The 17,341-nt window shown below is 33.0% G+C and carries 20 protein-coding genes and 1 rRNA gene; 8 read left to right on the top strand and 13 right to left on the bottom strand.

Annotated features, from left to right (window positions below):
- Window positions 1-2: 2 nt before the first annotated feature.
- Window positions 3-545: a phosphoribosyltransferase gene (locus FVB9532_RS13630; protein ID WP_317132293.1), complete on the bottom strand. Its 543-nt coding sequence runs from the start codon at window positions 543-545 to the stop codon at window positions 3-5.
- 293 nt (window positions 546-838) lie between these two features.
- On the opposite strand from FVB9532_RS13630, the gene FVB9532_RS13625 reads away from it, so the two are divergent.
- Complete coding sequence (locus tag FVB9532_RS13625) at window positions 839-1,999, top strand: 5-(carboxyamino)imidazole ribonucleotide synthase (protein ID WP_150545737.1); 1,161 nt, start codon at window positions 839-841, stop codon at window positions 1,997-1,999.
- Between the two features lie 133 nt (window positions 2,000-2,132).
- Window positions 2,133-2,621 (top strand): 5-(carboxyamino)imidazole ribonucleotide mutase, encoded by a 489-nt coding sequence (purE, locus tag FVB9532_RS13620; protein WP_150545736.1) that lies wholly within the window; start codon window positions 2,133-2,135, stop codon window positions 2,619-2,621.
- A 70-nt stretch (window positions 2,622-2,691) separates the two neighbouring features.
- Here purE and FVB9532_RS13615 read toward each other — a convergent pair whose 3' ends face one another.
- The gene (locus FVB9532_RS13615; RefSeq protein ID WP_150545735.1) at window positions 2,692-2,994 is read right to left on the bottom strand and encodes a hypothetical protein; all 303 of its coding nucleotides are present in this window, start codon (window positions 2,992-2,994) and stop codon (window positions 2,692-2,694) included.
- Between the two features lie 148 nt (window positions 2,995-3,142).
- Between FVB9532_RS13615 and FVB9532_RS13610 the strand changes: the two genes are divergently transcribed.
- Together FVB9532_RS13610 and FVB9532_RS13605 are read left to right on the top strand one after the other, a co-directional pair.
- Complete coding sequence (locus tag FVB9532_RS13610) at window positions 3,143-3,553, top strand: PH domain-containing protein (RefSeq protein WP_150545734.1); 411 nt, start codon at window positions 3,143-3,145, stop codon at window positions 3,551-3,553.
- 98 nt (window positions 3,554-3,651) lie between these two features.
- Window positions 3,652-5,676: a M3 family metallopeptidase gene (locus FVB9532_RS13605; RefSeq protein WP_150545733.1), complete on the top strand. Its 2,025-nt coding sequence runs from the start codon at window positions 3,652-3,654 to the stop codon at window positions 5,674-5,676.
- A gap of 195 nt (window positions 5,677-5,871) precedes the next feature.
- On the opposite strand, the gene FVB9532_RS13600 is transcribed toward FVB9532_RS13605, so the two are convergent.
- The 3 genes from FVB9532_RS13600 to ruvC form a co-directional block, all read right to left on the bottom strand.
- Entirely contained in the window at window positions 5,872-6,420 is a 549-nt protein-coding gene (locus tag FVB9532_RS13600; protein WP_150545732.1) for a glutathione peroxidase, read from the bottom strand.
- A gap of 1 nt (window position 6,421) precedes the next feature.
- Window positions 6,422-6,976 (bottom strand): ferritin, encoded by a 555-nt coding sequence (locus FVB9532_RS13595; protein WP_150545731.1) that lies wholly within the window; start codon window positions 6,974-6,976, stop codon window positions 6,422-6,424.
- A 72-nt stretch (window positions 6,977-7,048) separates the two neighbouring features.
- Window positions 7,049-7,600, bottom strand: coding sequence for a crossover junction endodeoxyribonuclease RuvC (ruvC, locus tag FVB9532_RS13590; RefSeq protein WP_150545730.1), 552 nt, complete (start codon window positions 7,598-7,600; stop codon window positions 7,049-7,051).
- Between the two features lie 53 nt (window positions 7,601-7,653).
- On the opposite strand from ruvC, the gene FVB9532_RS13585 reads away from it, so the two are divergent.
- The 3 genes from FVB9532_RS13585 to FVB9532_RS13575 are packed head-to-tail and all read left to right on the top strand — an operon-like array spanning window position 7,654 to window position 10,649.
- Window positions 7,654-8,589 (top strand): hypothetical protein, encoded by a 936-nt coding sequence (locus tag FVB9532_RS13585; protein WP_150545729.1) that lies wholly within the window; start codon window positions 7,654-7,656, stop codon window positions 8,587-8,589.
- On the top strand, window positions 8,580-9,704 hold the full coding sequence (locus FVB9532_RS13580; RefSeq protein ID WP_150545728.1) for a glycosyltransferase: 1,125 nt from the start codon (window positions 8,580-8,582) through the stop codon (window positions 9,702-9,704). Before FVB9532_RS13585 ends, FVB9532_RS13580 begins: the two co-directional genes overlap by 10 nt.
- Window positions 9,705-9,764: 60 nt before the next feature.
- Complete coding sequence (locus FVB9532_RS13575) at window positions 9,765-10,649, top strand: hypothetical protein (protein ID WP_150545727.1); 885 nt, start codon at window positions 9,765-9,767, stop codon at window positions 10,647-10,649.
- A 1-nt stretch (window position 10,650) separates the two neighbouring features.
- On the opposite strand, the gene FVB9532_RS13570 is transcribed toward FVB9532_RS13575, so the two are convergent.
- The 4 genes from FVB9532_RS13570 to FVB9532_RS13555 form a co-directional block, all read right to left on the bottom strand.
- Window positions 10,651-11,124, bottom strand: coding sequence for a hypothetical protein (locus FVB9532_RS13570; RefSeq protein ID WP_150545726.1), 474 nt, complete (start codon window positions 11,122-11,124; stop codon window positions 10,651-10,653).
- A 75-nt stretch (window positions 11,125-11,199) separates the two neighbouring features.
- Entirely contained in the window at window positions 11,200-12,351 is a 1,152-nt protein-coding gene (locus FVB9532_RS13565) for a tetratricopeptide repeat protein (RefSeq protein WP_150545725.1), read from the bottom strand.
- Window positions 12,344-13,879: a M56 family metallopeptidase gene (locus FVB9532_RS13560; RefSeq protein WP_150545724.1), complete on the bottom strand. Its 1,536-nt coding sequence runs from the start codon at window positions 13,877-13,879 to the stop codon at window positions 12,344-12,346. The genes FVB9532_RS13565 and FVB9532_RS13560 overlap by 8 nt, the downstream gene beginning before the upstream one ends.
- Window positions 13,879-14,241, bottom strand: a complete 363-nt coding sequence (locus FVB9532_RS13555) for a BlaI/MecI/CopY family transcriptional regulator (protein WP_150545723.1) — start codon at window positions 14,239-14,241, stop codon at window positions 13,879-13,881. The genes FVB9532_RS13560 and FVB9532_RS13555 overlap by 1 nt, the downstream gene beginning before the upstream one ends.
- Window positions 14,242-14,354: 113 nt before the next feature.
- Between FVB9532_RS13555 and FVB9532_RS13550 the strand changes: the two genes are divergently transcribed.
- Window positions 14,355-14,855, top strand: coding sequence for a DUF456 domain-containing protein (locus tag FVB9532_RS13550; RefSeq protein WP_150545722.1), 501 nt, complete (start codon window positions 14,355-14,357; stop codon window positions 14,853-14,855).
- Here FVB9532_RS13550 and FVB9532_RS13545 read toward each other — a convergent pair.
- The 4 genes from FVB9532_RS13545 to rrf all read right to left on the bottom strand — a co-directional run.
- The gene (locus tag FVB9532_RS13545) at window positions 14,852-15,403 is read right to left on the bottom strand and encodes a nitroreductase family protein (RefSeq protein ID WP_150545721.1); all 552 of its coding nucleotides are present in this window, start codon (window positions 15,401-15,403) and stop codon (window positions 14,852-14,854) included. The two genes, FVB9532_RS13550 and FVB9532_RS13545, sit on opposite strands and share 4 nt — an antisense overlap.
- Before the next feature lie 6 nt (window positions 15,404-15,409).
- A complete protein-coding gene (locus FVB9532_RS13540) occupies window positions 15,410-16,552 on the bottom strand; it encodes a DegT/DnrJ/EryC1/StrS family aminotransferase (RefSeq protein ID WP_150545720.1) in 1,143 nt (380 codons plus the stop codon).
- A 6-nt stretch (window positions 16,553-16,558) separates the two neighbouring features.
- Window positions 16,559-17,128 carry a sugar transferase gene (locus FVB9532_RS13535; RefSeq protein ID WP_150545719.1) on the bottom strand — a complete coding sequence of 190 codons (570 nt, stop codon included), beginning with the start codon at window positions 17,126-17,128 and terminating at the stop codon, window positions 16,559-16,561.
- A 132-nt stretch (window positions 17,129-17,260) separates the two neighbouring features.
- Window positions 17,261-17,341 (bottom strand): 5S ribosomal RNA (gene rrf, locus FVB9532_RS13530); the annotation flags it as partial.

Here is a 17,341-nt window from a genome sequence, read left to right as displayed (position 1 = left end):
CTTTATTTAAGTTGATATATTTCTGGTAAATTTCTTCCTAAACCGTCGTAATCTAAGCCATAACCTACAATAAATTTATTAGGAATTTCCAACCCAATATAATCTATTCTATGTGATTTTTTATAGGCTTCAGGTTTGTAACAAAGCGTTGCAATACGATAACTTGCTACTTCTTCTGCTTCTAAAATTTTAATTATTTCTGATATGGTATTGCCGGTATCTACAATATCTTCCACCACAATAATAGGTTTGCCTTTTAGGTTATTAACACCAATTAAATTTTGAATAGTTCCTGTGGAAGAAGTACCTTCATACGATTTTAGTTTCGTAAACTCCACTTCACAATCACCGTTGTATTTTTGCGTTAAGGCTGCTGTAAATTGATAGGCTCCATTTAAAACTCCTAAAAACACAGGTGTTTCCCCTTGGTAATCTTCACCTATTCGTAGGGCTAGCTTGGCTATACGCTCTTCAATTTCTGCTGAAGATATAAAAGGGACAAAGGTTAAATCGTGTAACTGAAGCATGCTTAGTTGAGTTTTCACTCTGTTTTTTGCAAAGATAAGGATTACAGAGAGAAAGCCTATTTTTTCGTTAAATCTCTTAAAAAGAATTATTTTTGCTGAAATGAATTGCGTTAGGGATTGAGGCAGTTGTTTAAGCTCTTTTGTTTTGTCATTTCGAGCGAAGTCGAGAAACAAAACGAAAAGCGAATGCCAAAAGCCTGCCGGCAGGCAAGCAGGCCCGCCCCGATAGGGAAACGTTCACAGTTTGACTCCGTTAAATGTGACATTTGAATAAATTGATTTTTAAACTAGAAACCTTCAACATAATAAACATGCATAACTATTTTTCTTCAGATTTTAAACTCGGTATCCTTGGCGGCGGTCAGTTGGGTAAAATGATGTTGTACGATACGCGAAAATACGACATCCAAACCTATGTGCTTGAAGCCAATCCCGAAGCACCGTGCAAAATTGCATGTGATGTTTTTGAGCAGGGCGATTTGATGGATTTTGATACGGTAGTGAATTTTGGGCGAAAAGTAGATGTACTCACGTTCGAAATTGAATTGGTAAACGTAGATGCTTTAGAGCAATTGGAGAGTGAAGGCAAAAAAGTTTATCCATCTTCGGCAACCTTGAGAAAAATTCAGGATAAGGGCGTGCAGAAACAATTTTATGCTGAAAAAGGAATTCCAACAGCCGATTTTACGGTTTATGATGAAAAATATGAATTAACGGAAGCTTTAGTTCGGAAAGAATGGGAATATCCATTTGTATGGAAAAGTTGTACCGGCGGTTATGATGGTAAAGGTGTTTCGGTGATTCGAGAAGAAGAAGATATGATTCCGTTACCGGAAGGTACTTGTTTAGCTGAAAAAATGATTCCGTTTAAAAATGAATTAGCGGTAATTGTAGCAAGAAATGTTTCAGGTGAAGTAAAAACCTATCCGGTGGTGGAGATGGAATTTCACCCGGAAGCCAACCAAGTAGAATACGTGATTTGCCCAGCCAGAATTGAAGACCACGTGGCTGAAAAAGCCAGAGCAGTAGCCAAAAAAGTTTCAGAAAGTTTTGAGCATGTGGGTTTATTAGCGGTAGAAATGTTTCAAACCGAAGATGATGAAATTTTGGTCAACGAAGTTGCACCACGACCTCATAATAGTGGTCACTACAGTATAGAAGCAAGTTTTACGAATCAGTTTGAGCAACATATCAGAGCAATTTTAGATTTGCCTTTAGGAGAAACAGATAGTAAAGTGGGTGGCGTAATGGTAAACTTAGTCGGTGATGAAAATCACGAAGGCCAAGTGCATTATCAAAACATTGAAAAGATTATGCAAATGCCCGGCGTAACGCCACATATTTATGGGAAGAAACAAACACGTCCTTTTAGAAAAATGGGACACGTGACTATCGTGAACAAAGATCTAAGTGAAGCCCGAAGAATTGCAGAAGAAGTGAAGAAAGAGATAAAAGTAATCGCGAGAGGTTAGAAAGCTGTAAATTCTAATTCATTTAATAGCTAAAACGTAATTTCTTTGTCAACAACTCAAAAAAATTCCCTCTATTTTTAAGGGAAGGTGCCGAAGGCGGAAGGGTTAAAATAAAAAGCAAAAAAATAAAAATATGAGTAAAGTAGGAATTATTATGGGAAGTACAAGTGATCTTCCAGTGATGCAAGAAGCCATTGATATTTTAAAGGGGTTTGATATTGAGGTGGAAGTTGATATTGTTTCAGCTCACAGAACTCCAGAAAAATTATTTGATTACGGAAAAAACGCTCACGAACGTGGTTTTAATGTGATCATCGCCGGTGCGGGTGGTGCAGCTCACCTTCCGGGAATGATTGCTTCACTTTCACCACTTCCGGTGATTGGCGTTCCTGTAAAATCAAGAAACTCAATTGACGGTTGGGATTCTGTTCTTTCTATTTTACAAATGCCGGGCGGTGTTCCTGTAGCCACCGTAGCTTTAGACGGAGCCAAAAATGCCGGGATTCTAGCGGCGCAAATTATTGGCGCTGCAGATAAATGTGTGCTCGACAAAATTTTGGTCTATAAAGAAGGTTTAAAACAAAAAGTAATCAAAGGTGCGGAAGAAGTGAAAAATAAATAATATTTATACCATTGTAAAAAATCGACCTCACAGACTTTATAAGTTGTGAGGTCTTTTTATTTATTAAAAATTACGGATAATTTAATTGCATATAAATCATCAATAAGACTCCAATTAAACTCATAATTAAAATAAAAGAAGACATTTTAAATTCTTTTTTTAAAATAATAAGATATAACGAAAATCCTATATTAAATAGAGTAACTAAAATAGAGGGAATAATAAACAACTGAAATATTGCTCCTAAAAATACTGACTCAAACCGATAGTTCCATTGCAAACAGATTGCTCCTAAAGTTATTACAGCAAAGCTATTTGATACTAACATCACCTTTGAAAAATCAGAAAGTTTAAAGTGTTTGTCTGTATTCATTACCTTAGATTATTTACCAATACTTATCTAAAAGATTTTATTTTTAAATTGCTATTAAAATAACATTGGTTTTTAATTCTTTTTTAAAATACAAATAAAGAATCTTTTAATAAATTTTTATATTTCAAAAATTTACATATATAAAATCATGACTATCTACAAGGCAAAGAAAAGTATATCTATCTATATTTTTTTATTATTATTTTTTATACTTTTCTTAATTATACTTTTCTATTCAAAAGAAGATCAGGTCTTAAATTTTATAATCGCTTCCATTCCTTTAATCCTACTAATCTGGATCATTCTTAGTACTAAATACAAAATACAAGAAAAAAATCTGCATTATCGTTCTGGGTTTATAAAAGGTAAAATTAATATTAATGAAATAAAAGAAATTACTATAGGTAAAACAAAATGGTCCGGTTTAAAGCCAGCTCTTGCTACTAATGGTTTAATTATAAAATATAATTTTGAAGAAATTTATATAGCACCTATTAAAAAAGCTGAAATACTTAAGAAGTTATTAAGTATTAATCCAAATATAAAAGTTAAAGAATAAACTAAGTAATTTCACTTAAAATCTAAATTTACAATCAGTTTAATCTAACTGAAATCCCCTTACTCTTCGTATCTTTACGTTTTCCAGAAAAACAAACTATGAGTCAAGAAAATCCTTTATTGGAGCCATTTAACGCTGCTCCATTTTCTAAAATAGAAAACGAACATTTTAAACCGGCTTTTCAAGAAGCCATTACAAAAGCCAAAGCAGAAATTGATGCCATCACGGCTAACGAAGAAGCTCCAACTTTTGAAAATACCCTAGAAGCTTTAGAATTTGCTGGAGAAACGCTAAGTAGGGTTTCCAGTATATTTTTCAATTTAAATTCGGCAGAAACCAATGAAGAGATTCAACAAATCGCACAAGAAGTTTCCCCTTGGTTAAGTGAATTTAGTAATGACTTGACGCTAAATGAAGAATTATTTAAACGCGTAAAAGCAGTTTACGAGCAAAAAGAAAGCTTAGATCTTACTGTAGAACAAAAAACGCTTCTCGATAAACATTACAAAAGCTTTACCCGAAACGGAGCTAACCTACCGGAAGACAAAAAACAAAAACTCCGTGAAATTGATAAAGAACTTTCAAAACTTTCGCTTTCATTTGGAGAAAATGTATTGGCAGAAACCAATCGCTACGAATTGCATATTGAAGATGAAAGTGAACTCAAAGGTTTACCGGAAAGTGAATTAGAAAATGCCAACCTATTAGCCAAAGCCAAAGGAAAAAGCGGTTATATTTTCACACTGCAATACCCGAGTTACATTCCGTTTATGAAATATGCGGAGAATAGAGAATTACGTAAAAAACTTGCAATTGCTTTTGGCGCCAAAGGTTTTCAAAATGATGAATATGATAACCAAGAGAATGTTTTAAAAATTGCCAAACTTCGCCACGAGCGCGCCAATTTATTAGGCTTTAAAACCCACGCTCATTTTATTTTAGAAGAGCGTATGGCCAAAAGTCCTGAGAAAGTAAACGACTTTTTAAATGAAATGCTCGAAAAGGCAAAACCTGCCGCACAAAAGGAATTTGATGAATTAGAACAATTTGCTAAAGAACTGGACGGTATCGATCATTTAGAAAAATGGGATAGCGCATATTATGCTGAAAAATTAAAGCAAAAGCGTTTTCAATTAGACGATGAACAACTGAAACCTTATTTTAAACTTGATAATGTGATTCATGGAGTCTTTACAGTTGCTAAAAAACTTTATGATCTTCATTTTAAAGAGGTTTTTGATGTAGATAAATACCACGAAGAAGTAAAAACTTACGAAGTTTATGATGGTGACCATAACTTTCTAGCGCTTTTTTATGCCGATTTTCATCCACGTGAAGGAAAAAGAAATGGTGCTTGGATGACGATCTACAAAGACCAAAAAGTGAAAGACGGAAAGAATGAACGTCCGCATGTTTCTAACGTTTGTAATTTTACCCGACCAACTTCTAAAAAACCATCCTTACTAACTTTTAATGAAGTAACCACGTTATTTCATGAATTTGGTCACGCTTTACACGGTATGTTAGCTAACTCTATCTACCCCAGTTTATCGGGAGCTTCAGTCTATTGGGATTTTGTTGAACTACCCAGCCAAATGCTAGAAAATTGGTGCTACGAACCGGAAGCTTTAGAATTGTTTGCTCGCCATTATGAAACAGACGAAGTGATCCCCATGGAAATGATTGAGAAAATCAAAAAATCAGCTAATTTTCATGAAGGGATGCAAACCGTTCGCCAATTGAGTTTCGGAATGTTAGATATGGCTTGGCACGCTGTAGATCCTTCTACAATTAATGATGTAAAAGCAAATGAATTAAAAGCTTTTGAAGCTACTAAACTGTATCCTGATGTCGCTGAAAACTGTATGAGCACTTCTTTTTCTCATATTTTCCAAGGCGGTTATTCAGCAGGATATTATTCCTATAAATGGGCAGAAGTATTAGATGCCGATGCCTTCGCTTATTTTCAAGAAGAAGGGATTTTTAATAAAACCGTTGCCGATAAATTTAAAGACCATATTTTAAGTAAAGGAGGCACCGAAGATCCTATGGTTTTATATAAGCGTTTCCGCGGACAAGAACCTAATCCGGAAGCTTTATTAAAGCGCGCTGGATTGATTTAATTATAAAAGAGTTCTAGACAATCCTATCTTGAGAGCACTCTTAAGACTCAAACTAACAAAAAATCCCGGACTATGATGTCCGGGATTTTTTATAAATATTCCAATCAACCTGAGCTTGTTTCAGGGTCTCCTCCTATTAAATTTCAATAAAATCAAGATACTGAACCAAGTTTAGCCTGACATAGATAACAATTTTTACTCTTCAATCCAGCTTATTACCTTTTCATCCGTTGGCAAAGTTCTTGGGTCGATTACCTCCACTACTTTTCCTTCTTCATTAATTAAGTATTTTTGAAAGTTCCAAGAAACATCAGAATCTGCATATCCGTTTTTAGATTTTTGAGTAAGAAATTGATAAAGCGGATGCATATCATCTCCTTTTACTGAAATTTTACTCATCATCGGGAAAGTAACTCCGTAGTTGCGTTCACAAAACTGAGCGATTTCTTCATCTGTCCCTGGTTCTTGACTAGCAAAATTGTTTGCAGGAAATCCTATGATTACAAAATCATCGTCTTTATACTTTTGGTAAAGTTCTTCTAATTGTTTGTATTGAGGTGTTAATCCACATTTACTAGCGGTATTTACAATCATTACTTTCTTTCCTTTTAAAGAACTTAAATCGAAAGCATTTCCTTCAATATCTTCTACTTGAAATTGATAAATGGTATTTTCCATATGTTTTTTGTTTTGTGCTGTTATCGCTATTGGGATGAGTAAACACAATAAAATAATTTTCTTCATTTTATAAAGGTTGATTACCGGAAGCTTCTCTGGCCAACGTAGCCTCGTCTTCCTTTTTTTCAAATTGAGCATCTAAATATAATAAAGATTCGGCGGTAGCTTTAGTACCTCCTGCAACTTTTAATTTATCGAGTAAATCTAATACCAATGCTTCTTCTTCGATTTGTTCTTTTACAAACCACTGACCAAAATTCCAAGTTGCCCAATCTTTTTCTTCTTGGGCTAAATTTACAATTTCATAAATGGCTTCGGTATTATCTACTTCGTGTTGAAACACTTTTTCTAAGCATTCCTGTAAATTTTCAGGGTCATTAGCAGGTTCGTCTATACCGGTAATTCTTACTCTTCCACCACGTTCCATAATGTAATCCATCACTTTAATCATATGGTTACGCTCTTCTTGTGCATGACGGAAAAGAAAATTAGCTACTCCTGCAAACCCTTCACTATCTGCCCAAGCACCTAAAGAAAGGTATATTTGAGAAGCCGTTGCTTCTTTCCTTACTTGACGGTTTAAAATCTCTTCAATTTTTTCTGAAAGCCTGTTTGTATTCATCGGTTTATTTTTAGTTTGAAGGTAGGCAAACTCACAGGCATAGGGAAGTCCATTTTCAATTTTTTAACAGAGTTATTTTATCTTATTAGGATTCTTTTTTACAAATGAAGCCCAACCAGAATAACTTTTACCACTTTCTACCCGACCGGCATTATAAAAATGACAAACCGCTGCAGCCAGACCATCGGTAGAGTCTAAATTTTCGGGTAGGCTTTTCAATTTCAAGTTACTTTGCAACATTCTAGCAACTTGCTCTTTACTGGCATTTCCGTTACCGGTAATGGCCATTTTTATTTTCTTCGGAGAATATTCTGTAATCGGGATTTCCCTGCTTAATCCCGCAGCCATGGCCACACCTTGCGCTCTTCCCAATTTCAACATCGATTGCACATTTTTTCCAAAGAAAGGAGCTTCAATGGCAATTTCATCGGGATGATATGCGTCTATTAAATCAATGGTACGCTCAAAAATCAATTTCAATTTTACGTAATGATCATCGTATTTTTTCAGCATCAACTCATTTAATTGCATAAACTGCATTTGCTTTCCTATTACTTTTATGAGTCCAAACCCCATAATACTTGTTCCCGGATCAATGCCTAAAATTATTTTTTCTGTTTTCAAACTAAATATTTGTTTCTTTGTGTATGCGATGGCTTCACTACAAATCTAAGCAATTGTTTTCACTACTTTTAAAAGTAGCCTTGCTTTCTACCATTTGTCTTTTTATTTACCATAAGCTCACGCAAAATAATGAGTTAAGTTGGGCAGACTTCAATTTACAACTTCAGCATATTCAATTTTCAGATTTTGTTTTCTTATTGGTTTTAAGTGTTTTCAATTGGAGTTTAGAGACTTTTAAATGGAAGAAATTAGTGCATAAAATTGAATTCATTACTTTTCGTCAAAGTGCTTTTCAACTTTTAAGTTCTCACGCAATAGCCATTCTCACTCCTAACCGGATTGGTGAATATGGAGCTAAACCAATGTTTTTCAGCAAGAACTATTGGAAAAAAATTGTACTTTATAATTTCTTTGGAAATATGAGTCAGCTATTAGTAACTGTGCTGTTCGGGATACTTGCAATTATTCTTTTATTGAATAACTCTGCTTTTAGTTTGAGCTTTATTTCATTTAAAAATATTTTAATTGCGAATTTTATTCTTATTGCATTCCTATTTTTTCTTTGGAAATCTTCTTACGTCAAAGAGCAACTTTATAGACTTCAAAAATCCTTTTGTGAATTTTCAAATAAAAACCGAATTGAAATTTTGGGGTTGTCCTTAGCGAGATATTTAGTTTTCAGTCATCAATTTTATTTTTTATTACTATTGCTGAATGTTGAAATTTCTTACTTCGATGCTATGAGCTGTATTTTTTCGATGTATTTTTTAGCTTCTGTTCTACCCAGTATTTTCTTTTTAGAAGCAATTGTAAAAGGAGGAATTGCAGTTTGGTTATTTTCTTTTTTTCAAGTGAATGCTTTACCGGTATTAGTGATAAGTTCACTCATGTGGCTCTTCAATTTTGCATTTCCGGCAATCATGGGGAGTTTATTACTTTTTAAATTTCAACCTCGGTTTCAACTGAATTTCGCTAAGTTATGGAAATAATCATTTCTATGTTTATTTCAGCTAGTTATGCAACGTTAATGCTTTGGTTGTTGTACGGAATTTTTAAACTGAAGACTTTTCATTTAACCGAAGAAACTCAAAAAGCGAGCTTTTCTATTTGTATTCCGTTTAGAGATGAAGCCGAAAATTTACCCCAACTTTTAATAAGTTTAGAAGCGATAGATTATTCAACAGAACTTTTTGAAATCATTTTCATTAACGATGGTTCTGGAGATGATTCTGTAAAAATTGTAGAAGAGTTTATTCAGCAACATCCGCAGCTTTACATGCTGCTTTTACACAATTCTGCAAAAGCGATTTCACCTAAAAAAGAAGCCTTGAGCAAAGCAATTCAGCATTCCAGTAAAGAATACCTGGTGACTACCGATGCTGATTGTGAAGTTCCAAAAAAGTGGTTATTGTATTTTAATGCAATGATCATTCAACAAAAATCTGAATTTATTGCCGGCCCGGTAAGTTATATTTCCTCAGGAAGCTTTTTAGATAAATTTCAAACCTTGGATTTTTTAAGTTTACAAGCGGCAACTTTAGGGGGCTTTGGAAACAAGGAAGCTTTTCTCTGTAATGGTGCTAATCTCTGCTACAAAAAAGATAGTTTTTTAGAAGTAAACGGATTTGATAATGATAAAATTGCTAGTGGAGATGATATCTTTCTCTTAGAAAAAATGCAATTGAACAAGAAAAAAATTAATTACTTATCCAATGTTGAAGCTTGTGTTAAAACCCTACCTCCACAAACTTTTAAAGCACTGTTAAAGCAGCGTATTCGTTGGGCTTCGAAAACTTCAGCTTATAAAAATAAAACGAGTTTACTTACCGCTGTGATTGTATTTTTAGCGAATCTGTTTTTTTTAATTTTCTTTTTCGGAGCTATTTTTCAACTGCTGGCTTGGCAAGCTTTTATCTTACTGCTTATTTTAAAACTGAATTTAGACTTCTTTATACTTTATAAAACAGCAGAATTTTACGAGCAGCCTCATTTAATGAAAAGTTATATACCTATTGCTTTTCTTCATCCACTTTTTATAGTGAATTCTGCATTTCTCTCTATTTTAAAATCTTATGAATGGAAAGGGAGAAACTTTAAGAAATAAAACTTCCTTAAAAATTAATTTTATCTGAAATATTTTACCTTTATCGTAAAAAATTTCAAAATGAATAAATTATTAGCCTTAATTATTCCTTTTTTGTTATTTCCTATAATAGTAGAAGCTCAGGAAATTTATACTTTTAATGGTAAAAACTATGAGTTTCACACCGCTGCAAAGGGAGATCTTACTCTATTTTGGAATACATCTAACAAGTATTATCATTATTTTATAGAAAAGGATGGAGAATTAATCGAGTTGACCAACACCGAAGAGAATGGAAAATTTAAAAAAGAATACCAACAAACGCTTGAGGAATTAACACCTGAAACTAATATTCCAACAGATAAACTAAAGTTTACCCTTACCGATTTTGAAGATTATGTAAAAGAACATAATGCTACTATTACAGGAAGCTCTTACGATAAAGACGAAGACTCAAAGACAGGAATAAGACTAGGCTTATTTGGAGGAGTTACCAATTCTGTTTATACCGATAATCCTGCTAATGAAAAATCTATTGTTGGAGGAGTGGAACTGGAAATTTATGGTAAAAATAAATTTAAAAGACACTCCTTTTTCAGTCAATTTCGTCATACTTTTAAAAATGAAGATTTTGAATATTCTAAAACAGCGCTTAGTTTTAATTACCGTTTTAAAATAATCAATGCTAATTGGTTTCATCTTTATGTAGAAGGGGAATTTGTAGATATTTATTATTATGAAAATCCGAGTTACGAAGTTAGAGAAAGTCCTTCTAAAGCTCCAAAAATTGTTTCAGAGAGCGATTTTGCATTGGATTTACCTTTAAGCTTAGGAGCCGGAATGGCAATTAAGATTGGAAAAGGTACTTTTCTAACGCTAAGCTATAACGATTTTATCGCAGCAGGAGTAGATGATAATGGTGAAACACCTATCGATTTTACAGCTGGTTTAAAGTTTAATTTATAAATTATTCTGAAGCGATTACCAAGGGTAATTTAAAAGAAGCTTTTACAGGAATACCTCGCTTTCTAGCTGGGTATATTTTTGGCAATTGATGAATAGACTCTTCTAACCAGCTTTTCATTTGAGGTAGCTTATCTTGAATTAAGGCTGAAGTTTCTAAAGAATCTAACTCAGGCCTTCCTTCAGAATTAATAGAAATAAAAAGCATCATTTTTTCTTGAATAGAATCTGATAAAACCACTTTTTTATGTTGAAGAGATTGATATATTTTTAAAGTGAGCTGCTTTTCAAAACACGTTTTTTTCTCTTGAGTTTCAGTAAAAGATTCACATTCTTTAAAAGAAGGATAAACCTCTACCTCTTGCCAATTAAATTCTTTTAGCTCTTCCTGAATAATTTCATCGGAAGAGATTTTTTTGGTTTCAAAGTTTTGACACCCCAAACATAAAAGTAACAGTAAAAGGTAACTATACTTCATACAAGTAAAATTAAGTATTCTTTAGAAAGCATACTTCTTATTTCACTTATATTTTAATAACAACCTTATAAACATTTATTTTTTAGCTAAATGTTGTTGTTCTTTTAAATCACTTAAGCGTTCTTTTGCCAAAAACAGGTAATATTTTGCCTTGTGTTCTTTTTTAAATTTATTGATAAAAAGCTGATAGTAATTAATTTTGGCTTGCACGTCTTTATAATAATTATCCACACAAACCGCCAATTCATATTGCGCACGGTAATTTTTAGGAGATTCTTCTAAAGCAATTTTAAAATTATCGATAGCCTGTTTAAACTTTTTTTGTTTTTGTAAACTCAATGCGAAACTTGTGTAATAATCATCTAAGGGTTGATCTGCCAAAACAACAGCTACTCTTAAAAAGCTTTCCGCTTCCTGATAGCGTTCTAACATGAGTAAACTTTTCCCAGCAAATAAACCTGCCAATTGATGATTGTTTTCCAATTGAATTACTTCCTTAAATTGTTGTGCAGCTTTTTCATATTCTTTTAAATTAAAATAGCAGTAACCCAAATTTAGATGAATAAAAACCGATTTTTTATTTAACTGAAGAAGTTGTTCAAACCTACTTTTAGCTAAATAGTAATTTCTTTGTGCAAGTGCATTTTGAGCTAACAAACTTAGTATTCCCGTATTTTCAGGATAAGATGATAATGCTTTTTCTCCTAAATTTTCAACTTCCACATGATTCTTCTTTTCATAGTGAACCTTAGCAAGTTCATATAAAGCTTTTTGATGATGCTCATCTATTTCTAAAACCTTCTTAAAATCTTGGATAGCTGTTGTATCCTTCAATTTTTCTTTAACTAAAGCTAAACGATAATAAAAATCGGGGTTTTCTGGATAATGCTGGATGAGTTCTCTAAAAAGACTATCGGAAAGTTGGTATTTGCTGTTTTGATAATAGAGTTTTGCTAATCTACTTTTAGCCACCACAAGCTCTTGATTTTGCTGAATGGCCTCTTCATAATTTCTAATCGCTAAACTCAAATTTCCGGTAGCTTGATAAGCTTGTGCGATTTTCTGATAAGTTGCTGCTGAAATTTTGGGAGTGCTTTTTTGATAAAGCTCAATTGCTTTTTGATAATTACCCATTGCAAACAAACTATCGGCAAGCTGAAAGGCCGAAGTCTGTGCTTCGGCTTTAAATAGATATAAAAATACTATACTAAAAAATATTCTATTCACTTACTTGAAAAAGTATAGGTAGCGTATAAAATACATTAACCGGTTCACCATCTTTTTCTCCAGGTTTCATTCTTGGTAACATCGCAACAACACGTTTAGCTTCTTTGACAAGTTCTGGAGACGAAGCTCTCGCTTGAATATTATTAATGTTTCCTTCTTTGGTAATGGCAAATCGAACATAAATTCTATTTGTACCTTTTTCAGCAAAAGGCTTTACCGCATTGGTATCGAAATTGGTATTTACAAACTGAGTGATTTTATCTTTTAAACACTCTTTAGCAACTTCATTTGTAGTTTCATTACAGCCTGGATAAATAGGTACGGTTTCTACTGCTGCAAATGGAACACCTCCTTCGGTCAAATTAAGATCTGGGGTTTCATCAAAATCAATAATTCGTTTTTTGTTTTTATCTACGATAACTAATTTATGAATTTTATCATCAGCCATTACTTTTTTTGATAAAGACATAAATCTATCTGTTTCCTCATCTGTCAAATTATCAATATCTTCTACTTCTATCACCCCATAATTTTCAGTTTCGTTAGGTAATAATAACTCTGGTGATGCTGGTGGAGTGGGTGATGCTGGTGCTGCTGGAGGAGCCGGCACTTCCATTTTTTCATCTTTACTGTCCATTAAATCTGCTGTATTTGAACACGATACATACGTAAGCATCGCCAAAATTAATGGGATTAGAATTAAAAATTTGAATTTGGCGGCTTTTGCCGATCTTGATTTTTGTAACATAACGATTCGTTTTTTGATTAATGAATGATTAAAAAATTGATTGATGAATGATATTTGTTCGCTCCCAAAAGCTACATTAAGTAAACTCTCGTAATACGATTTTTTATCTGAATTCTTAGTAGCTTCTGCATCGGCAATGTATTCATGCAAGTTGGTAATTTGTTTTTGATAGAAATACACCACCGGATGAAACCATAAAGCGATTTTCAATACTTCAAAAAAGAGTAAATCTAAACTGTGATATTGGTGCGCATGAACTTGCTCGTGTTTCAAAATTTGCTCTTTTTCTGTAGAAGTCAAATTGTTTCCCAAATAAATAGTTTTAAAAAAAGTACAAGCTATTTTACTGTGAGGCACTTCAACTAATTTTAAATTAAAATAGTAAGAAATAGTTCCTTGCTGATGTAATTGCTTAAACTGAAAAATCTTTCTAATAAATAACGAAAGACTGATCAGTAATCCTAAAGCATAAGCTAACGACCAAACATGTTTCTCTAAAAACCCCACAGAAGAATTGACCGGAATTGCTGCTTGCTCTGTTGCATTTTTAACTACATGATCACCAATAAATACGGCAGGTAATTCTACAAATTGTTGTGCTTCTACTGCATAAGTTGCCAAAAAATTAAAACTCAAAAAGGGCAACAACATAGAAATAACAGGAGTCAGCAATAAGTACAATCGATTGTAATTGAAGAAAGTTTCCTTTTTTAAAAACAACTCATAAACTCCCCAGAAAATAACTAAAAAAATACTCAACTGAATAATATAGACGACCATCACTTTTCCTTTTTATTAATTTCTGAAAGCACTTCTTCTAATTCCCGAACACTTAAATCATTTTTCTTTACAAAAAATGAGAGCATACTTTTTACGGAACCATCAAAATAATTATTCAACAACTTGGTCATCGAAAATTTACTGTAACTATCTTTTTCAATTAAAGGATAATAAATATGACCTCTCCCCTGCTTTCTATATCCTACAAAATTTTTATTCTCCAAAATTCTTACAATAGTAGAAACCGTATTGTAAGCTGGTTTAGGCTCAGGCATTTCTTCTATTAAAGTTGCTACATTAGCTTCATTTAATTGCCAAAGCAATTGCATAATTTCTTCTTCCGCCTTAGTAAGTTCTTTCATTTTACCAACTAATTATTTAGTTCTAACAATTCAAATATAACTAAATTTTTAGTTTAAACTAACGTTTTAGTTATTAAAATTTAAATTTGTGTATTTTAGAACCAAAATTAAAAATGGATTTGATCTTAATTATTTTAGGCTTTGTTCTATGTATAGTAGGAATTATAGGAAGTTTACTACCCATCTTACCTGGCCCACCTATTAGCTGGGTAGGTTTATTATTACTTTATTTTGTAGATGGAATGGAAATGAACTATTGGCTACTTGGCTCGACACTCTTTGTAGCGATACTCATTTTTATTTTAGATTATATTATTCCGGCAGCTGGCACTAAAAAATATGGAGGCAGTAAAGCCGGAGCTATAGGAACAACTGTAGGGCTAATTGTAGGAATTTTTATTCCCATTCCCTTAGGCTTTTTAATCGGGCCTTTTTTTGGTGCTTTTATAGGAGAGCTCATATTTAACAAAAGCAGCTCTAAAATTGCTTTAAGAGCTGCTTTTGGTTCATTTATGGGTTTTTTGGCATCAACCTTCATGAAGTTTTTTGTTGCATTGATTTATTTAGGTGTGTTTGTTTACTTATGCTTCAAATACCAAGCAATTTTATTCTAAAACCATTCAACCTTTGTTTCGATAGGCGTACGTTCACCTTTTAAATTAGATTCATCGTAATTCCCCATATAGAAAAACCCTAAACATTTTTCACCTTTTTTTAAACTGAAAAATTCATCCATGTATTTTATCAATCCGGGAGAAGACCAATAGGCTCCTATTCCATGTTGACTTGCGGTTAACCACATATTTTGAACGGCCATAGCTACAGCAGCTACTTCTTCCCACTCGGGGAGGCTTTCTTTAGGATCTCGTTGCATACAAATGGCTATTATACAACTGGCTTTAGTAGGGTTATTTTGAAGTTTTTTATACTTGAAATCTGAAAAATCTTCATTGGTTTCTTTGTATTTATCTGCTAAAAACTGTCCTAACTGAACTAATTTTTCATCACGCATAACTTTAAAACGCCAAGGTTCGGTTTTTTTATGCGTAGGTGCCCAATTAGCTGCTTCCAAAATTTTTATAATGGTTTCTTTAGCTATTTCATCTGAATTATATTGAGCAGGGAAAACAGACCTTCTATTTCTTATTATTTCTTCAATCATACGTTTTTATTTAAATAATTCACCGATGACACTTGTAATCCTATCTCGATCTTCATCGGTTAAATTAGAACCTGAAGGCAAACAAAGACCATCCCTAAATAAATCTTCAGCTACAGTACCACCAAAATATAATTCATCTTTAAAAACCGGCTGTAAATGCATAGGCTTCCAAAGTGGACGGGATTCTATATTTTCTTCTTCAAAAGCTAATCGAATATCTTCTCTAGTGAGATTATTTTTCGTCTTCTTAGAATCTACTAAAATCGCACTTAACCAATGATTAGAAAAGTAATCGGAATTAGGTTCCTTAAAAACAGTAATGCCTTCAGTATCTTTAAACAACTCCTGATAAAATTGATTCATTTTTCTACGAAGAGCAATGTGCTTATCCAGAACTTGCATTTGCCCGCGACCAATTCCTGCAGAAATATTACTGAGCCTGTAATTATAGCCTATTTCTGAATGTTGGTAATGTGGTGCATCATCACGAGCTTGTGTGGCATAAAACACAGCCTTTTTCTGATTTTCTTGAGAATTACAAACTAAAGCTCCACCACCACTAGTTGTGATGATTTTATTCCCATTGAAAGATAATATACCATAATCACCGAAAGTTCCACATTTTTGATTTTCAAAAGTAGATCCTAAAGCTTCAGCCGCATCTTCAATTAAAGCTATATCATATTCATCACAAATAGATTTAATTTTATCCAATTGAGCTGGCATTCCATATAAATGAACACAGATCACCGCTTTTGGCTTCTTATTTTCACGAATTCCATATTCTATGGCTTTTCTTAATGCTTTTGGACACATATTCCAAGTATCAGGCTCACTATCTATAAAAATAGCTTTTGCATCCATATATTTAATTGGATTCGCTGATGCAGAAAAAGTCATACTCTGACATATCACATAGTCATTTCTTTTAACACCTAGCATAATCAAACTCAAATGTATGGCTGCAGTACCACTTGAAAGAACAGCTATTTTTTTATTTTCATCTAAATACGTTTGTAGATCTTTTTCGAATCCAATAACATTTGGTCCTAACGGAGCAATCCAGTTTTCTTTAAAAGCTGAGTTTATATAATTGATTTCGTCTCCACCCATATGAGGAGAGGAAAGCCAAATTTTTGATTTTTGCATATCTAATTAATTTGAGAAAGGTAAAATTAAGGTTTTGATTATAATTTTTAAATCTAACCAAAGAGAAATATGATGATAATACCAAAGATTTAATTTCACTTTTTCTGGAAAAATAACATAGTCATTAAAATACTCCGGATTCATCTGTTTTGATAAAATTTCCTCTTCTTTAAAATATTTTAAAGAAGCATAACCGGTAAGTCCCGGTTTCAGATTCAATACTTGCCTTTGTTCTCCCTGAAGTAGATCATAATAACCAGGTAAATCAGGCCGCGGTCCTACGAAAGACATTTCTCCTATAAGGATATTAATCAACTGAGGAAATTCATCAATCTTATACTTTCTTAAAAATTTCGAAAATTTTGAAATGCTTCCATTACTATCAATCGTTCTAAACTTAAAAATAGTAAACTCACGCCCATATTGTCCTATACGTTTTTGAAGAAAGAAAGGAGTATCGGCTTTATATTGAAATATCAATAATAGAGTAGTGAAAGCCATAAAGGGTAAAAGGAAAACTATTCCAACCAAGGAAAAACAAAAATCGAATATAGGCTTAACTCGTCTGAAGTACAATTTTCTAGATTTGCCTCAAATATAGCTTAAAACTAAAACCTAAAAAGATATTATGCCGTTGAAAATACTTTGAAATAATCATACTAGATCAAAAAAAAAGGCCCTTCACTATAAAGTGAAGGGCCTTGTAAAAGAAGGCGGCGACATACTCTCCCACGGTAAAGCAGTACCATCTGCGCTAACGGGCTTAACTTCCCTGTTCGGAATGGAAAG

Source organism: Mesonia oceanica (assembly GCF_902499555.1).
Lineage (GTDB): Bacteria > Bacteroidota > Bacteroidia > Flavobacteriales > Flavobacteriaceae > Mesonia > Mesonia oceanica.
Note: the sequence above shows the minus strand (reverse complement) of the source record. Positions and strands in the feature narration are given on the sequence as shown.

Coding starts and splice junctions, on each gene's coding strand:
- FVB9532_RS13625 (WP_150545737.1), top strand. CDS start 839: ATGCATAACTATTTTTCTTCAGATTTTAAACTCGGTATCCTTGGCGGC.
- purE (WP_150545736.1), top strand. CDS start 2,133: ATGAGTAAAGTAGGAATTATTATGGGAAGTACAAGTGATCTTCCAGTG.
- FVB9532_RS13615 (WP_150545735.1), bottom strand. CDS start 2,994: ATGAATACAGACAAACACTTTAAACTTTCTGATTTTTCAAAGGTGATG.
- FVB9532_RS13610 (WP_150545734.1), top strand. CDS start 3,143: ATGACTATCTACAAGGCAAAGAAAAGTATATCTATCTATATTTTTTTA.
- FVB9532_RS13605 (WP_150545733.1), top strand. CDS start 3,652: ATGAGTCAAGAAAATCCTTTATTGGAGCCATTTAACGCTGCTCCATTT.
- FVB9532_RS13600 (WP_150545732.1), bottom strand. CDS start 6,420: ATGAAGAAAATTATTTTATTGTGTTTACTCATCCCAATAGCGATAACA.
- FVB9532_RS13595 (WP_150545731.1), bottom strand. CDS start 6,976: ATGAATACAAACAGGCTTTCAGAAAAAATTGAAGAGATTTTAAACCGT.
- FVB9532_RS13580 (WP_150545728.1), top strand. CDS start 8,580: ATGGAAATAATCATTTCTATGTTTATTTCAGCTAGTTATGCAACGTTA.
- FVB9532_RS13575 (WP_150545727.1), top strand. CDS start 9,765: ATGAATAAATTATTAGCCTTAATTATTCCTTTTTTGTTATTTCCTATA.
- FVB9532_RS13570 (WP_150545726.1), bottom strand. CDS start 11,124: ATGAAGTATAGTTACCTTTTACTGTTACTTTTATGTTTGGGGTGTCAA.
- FVB9532_RS13560 (WP_150545724.1), bottom strand. CDS start 13,879: ATGGTCGTCTATATTATTCAGTTGAGTATTTTTTTAGTTATTTTCTGG.
- FVB9532_RS13555 (WP_150545723.1), bottom strand. CDS start 14,241: ATGAAAGAACTTACTAAGGCGGAAGAAGAAATTATGCAATTGCTTTGG.
- FVB9532_RS13550 (WP_150545722.1), top strand. CDS start 14,355: ATGGATTTGATCTTAATTATTTTAGGCTTTGTTCTATGTATAGTAGGA.
- FVB9532_RS13545 (WP_150545721.1), bottom strand. CDS start 15,403: ATGATTGAAGAAATAATAAGAAATAGAAGGTCTGTTTTCCCTGCTCAA.
- FVB9532_RS13540 (WP_150545720.1), bottom strand. CDS start 16,552: ATGCAAAAATCAAAAATTTGGCTTTCCTCTCCTCATATGGGTGGAGAC.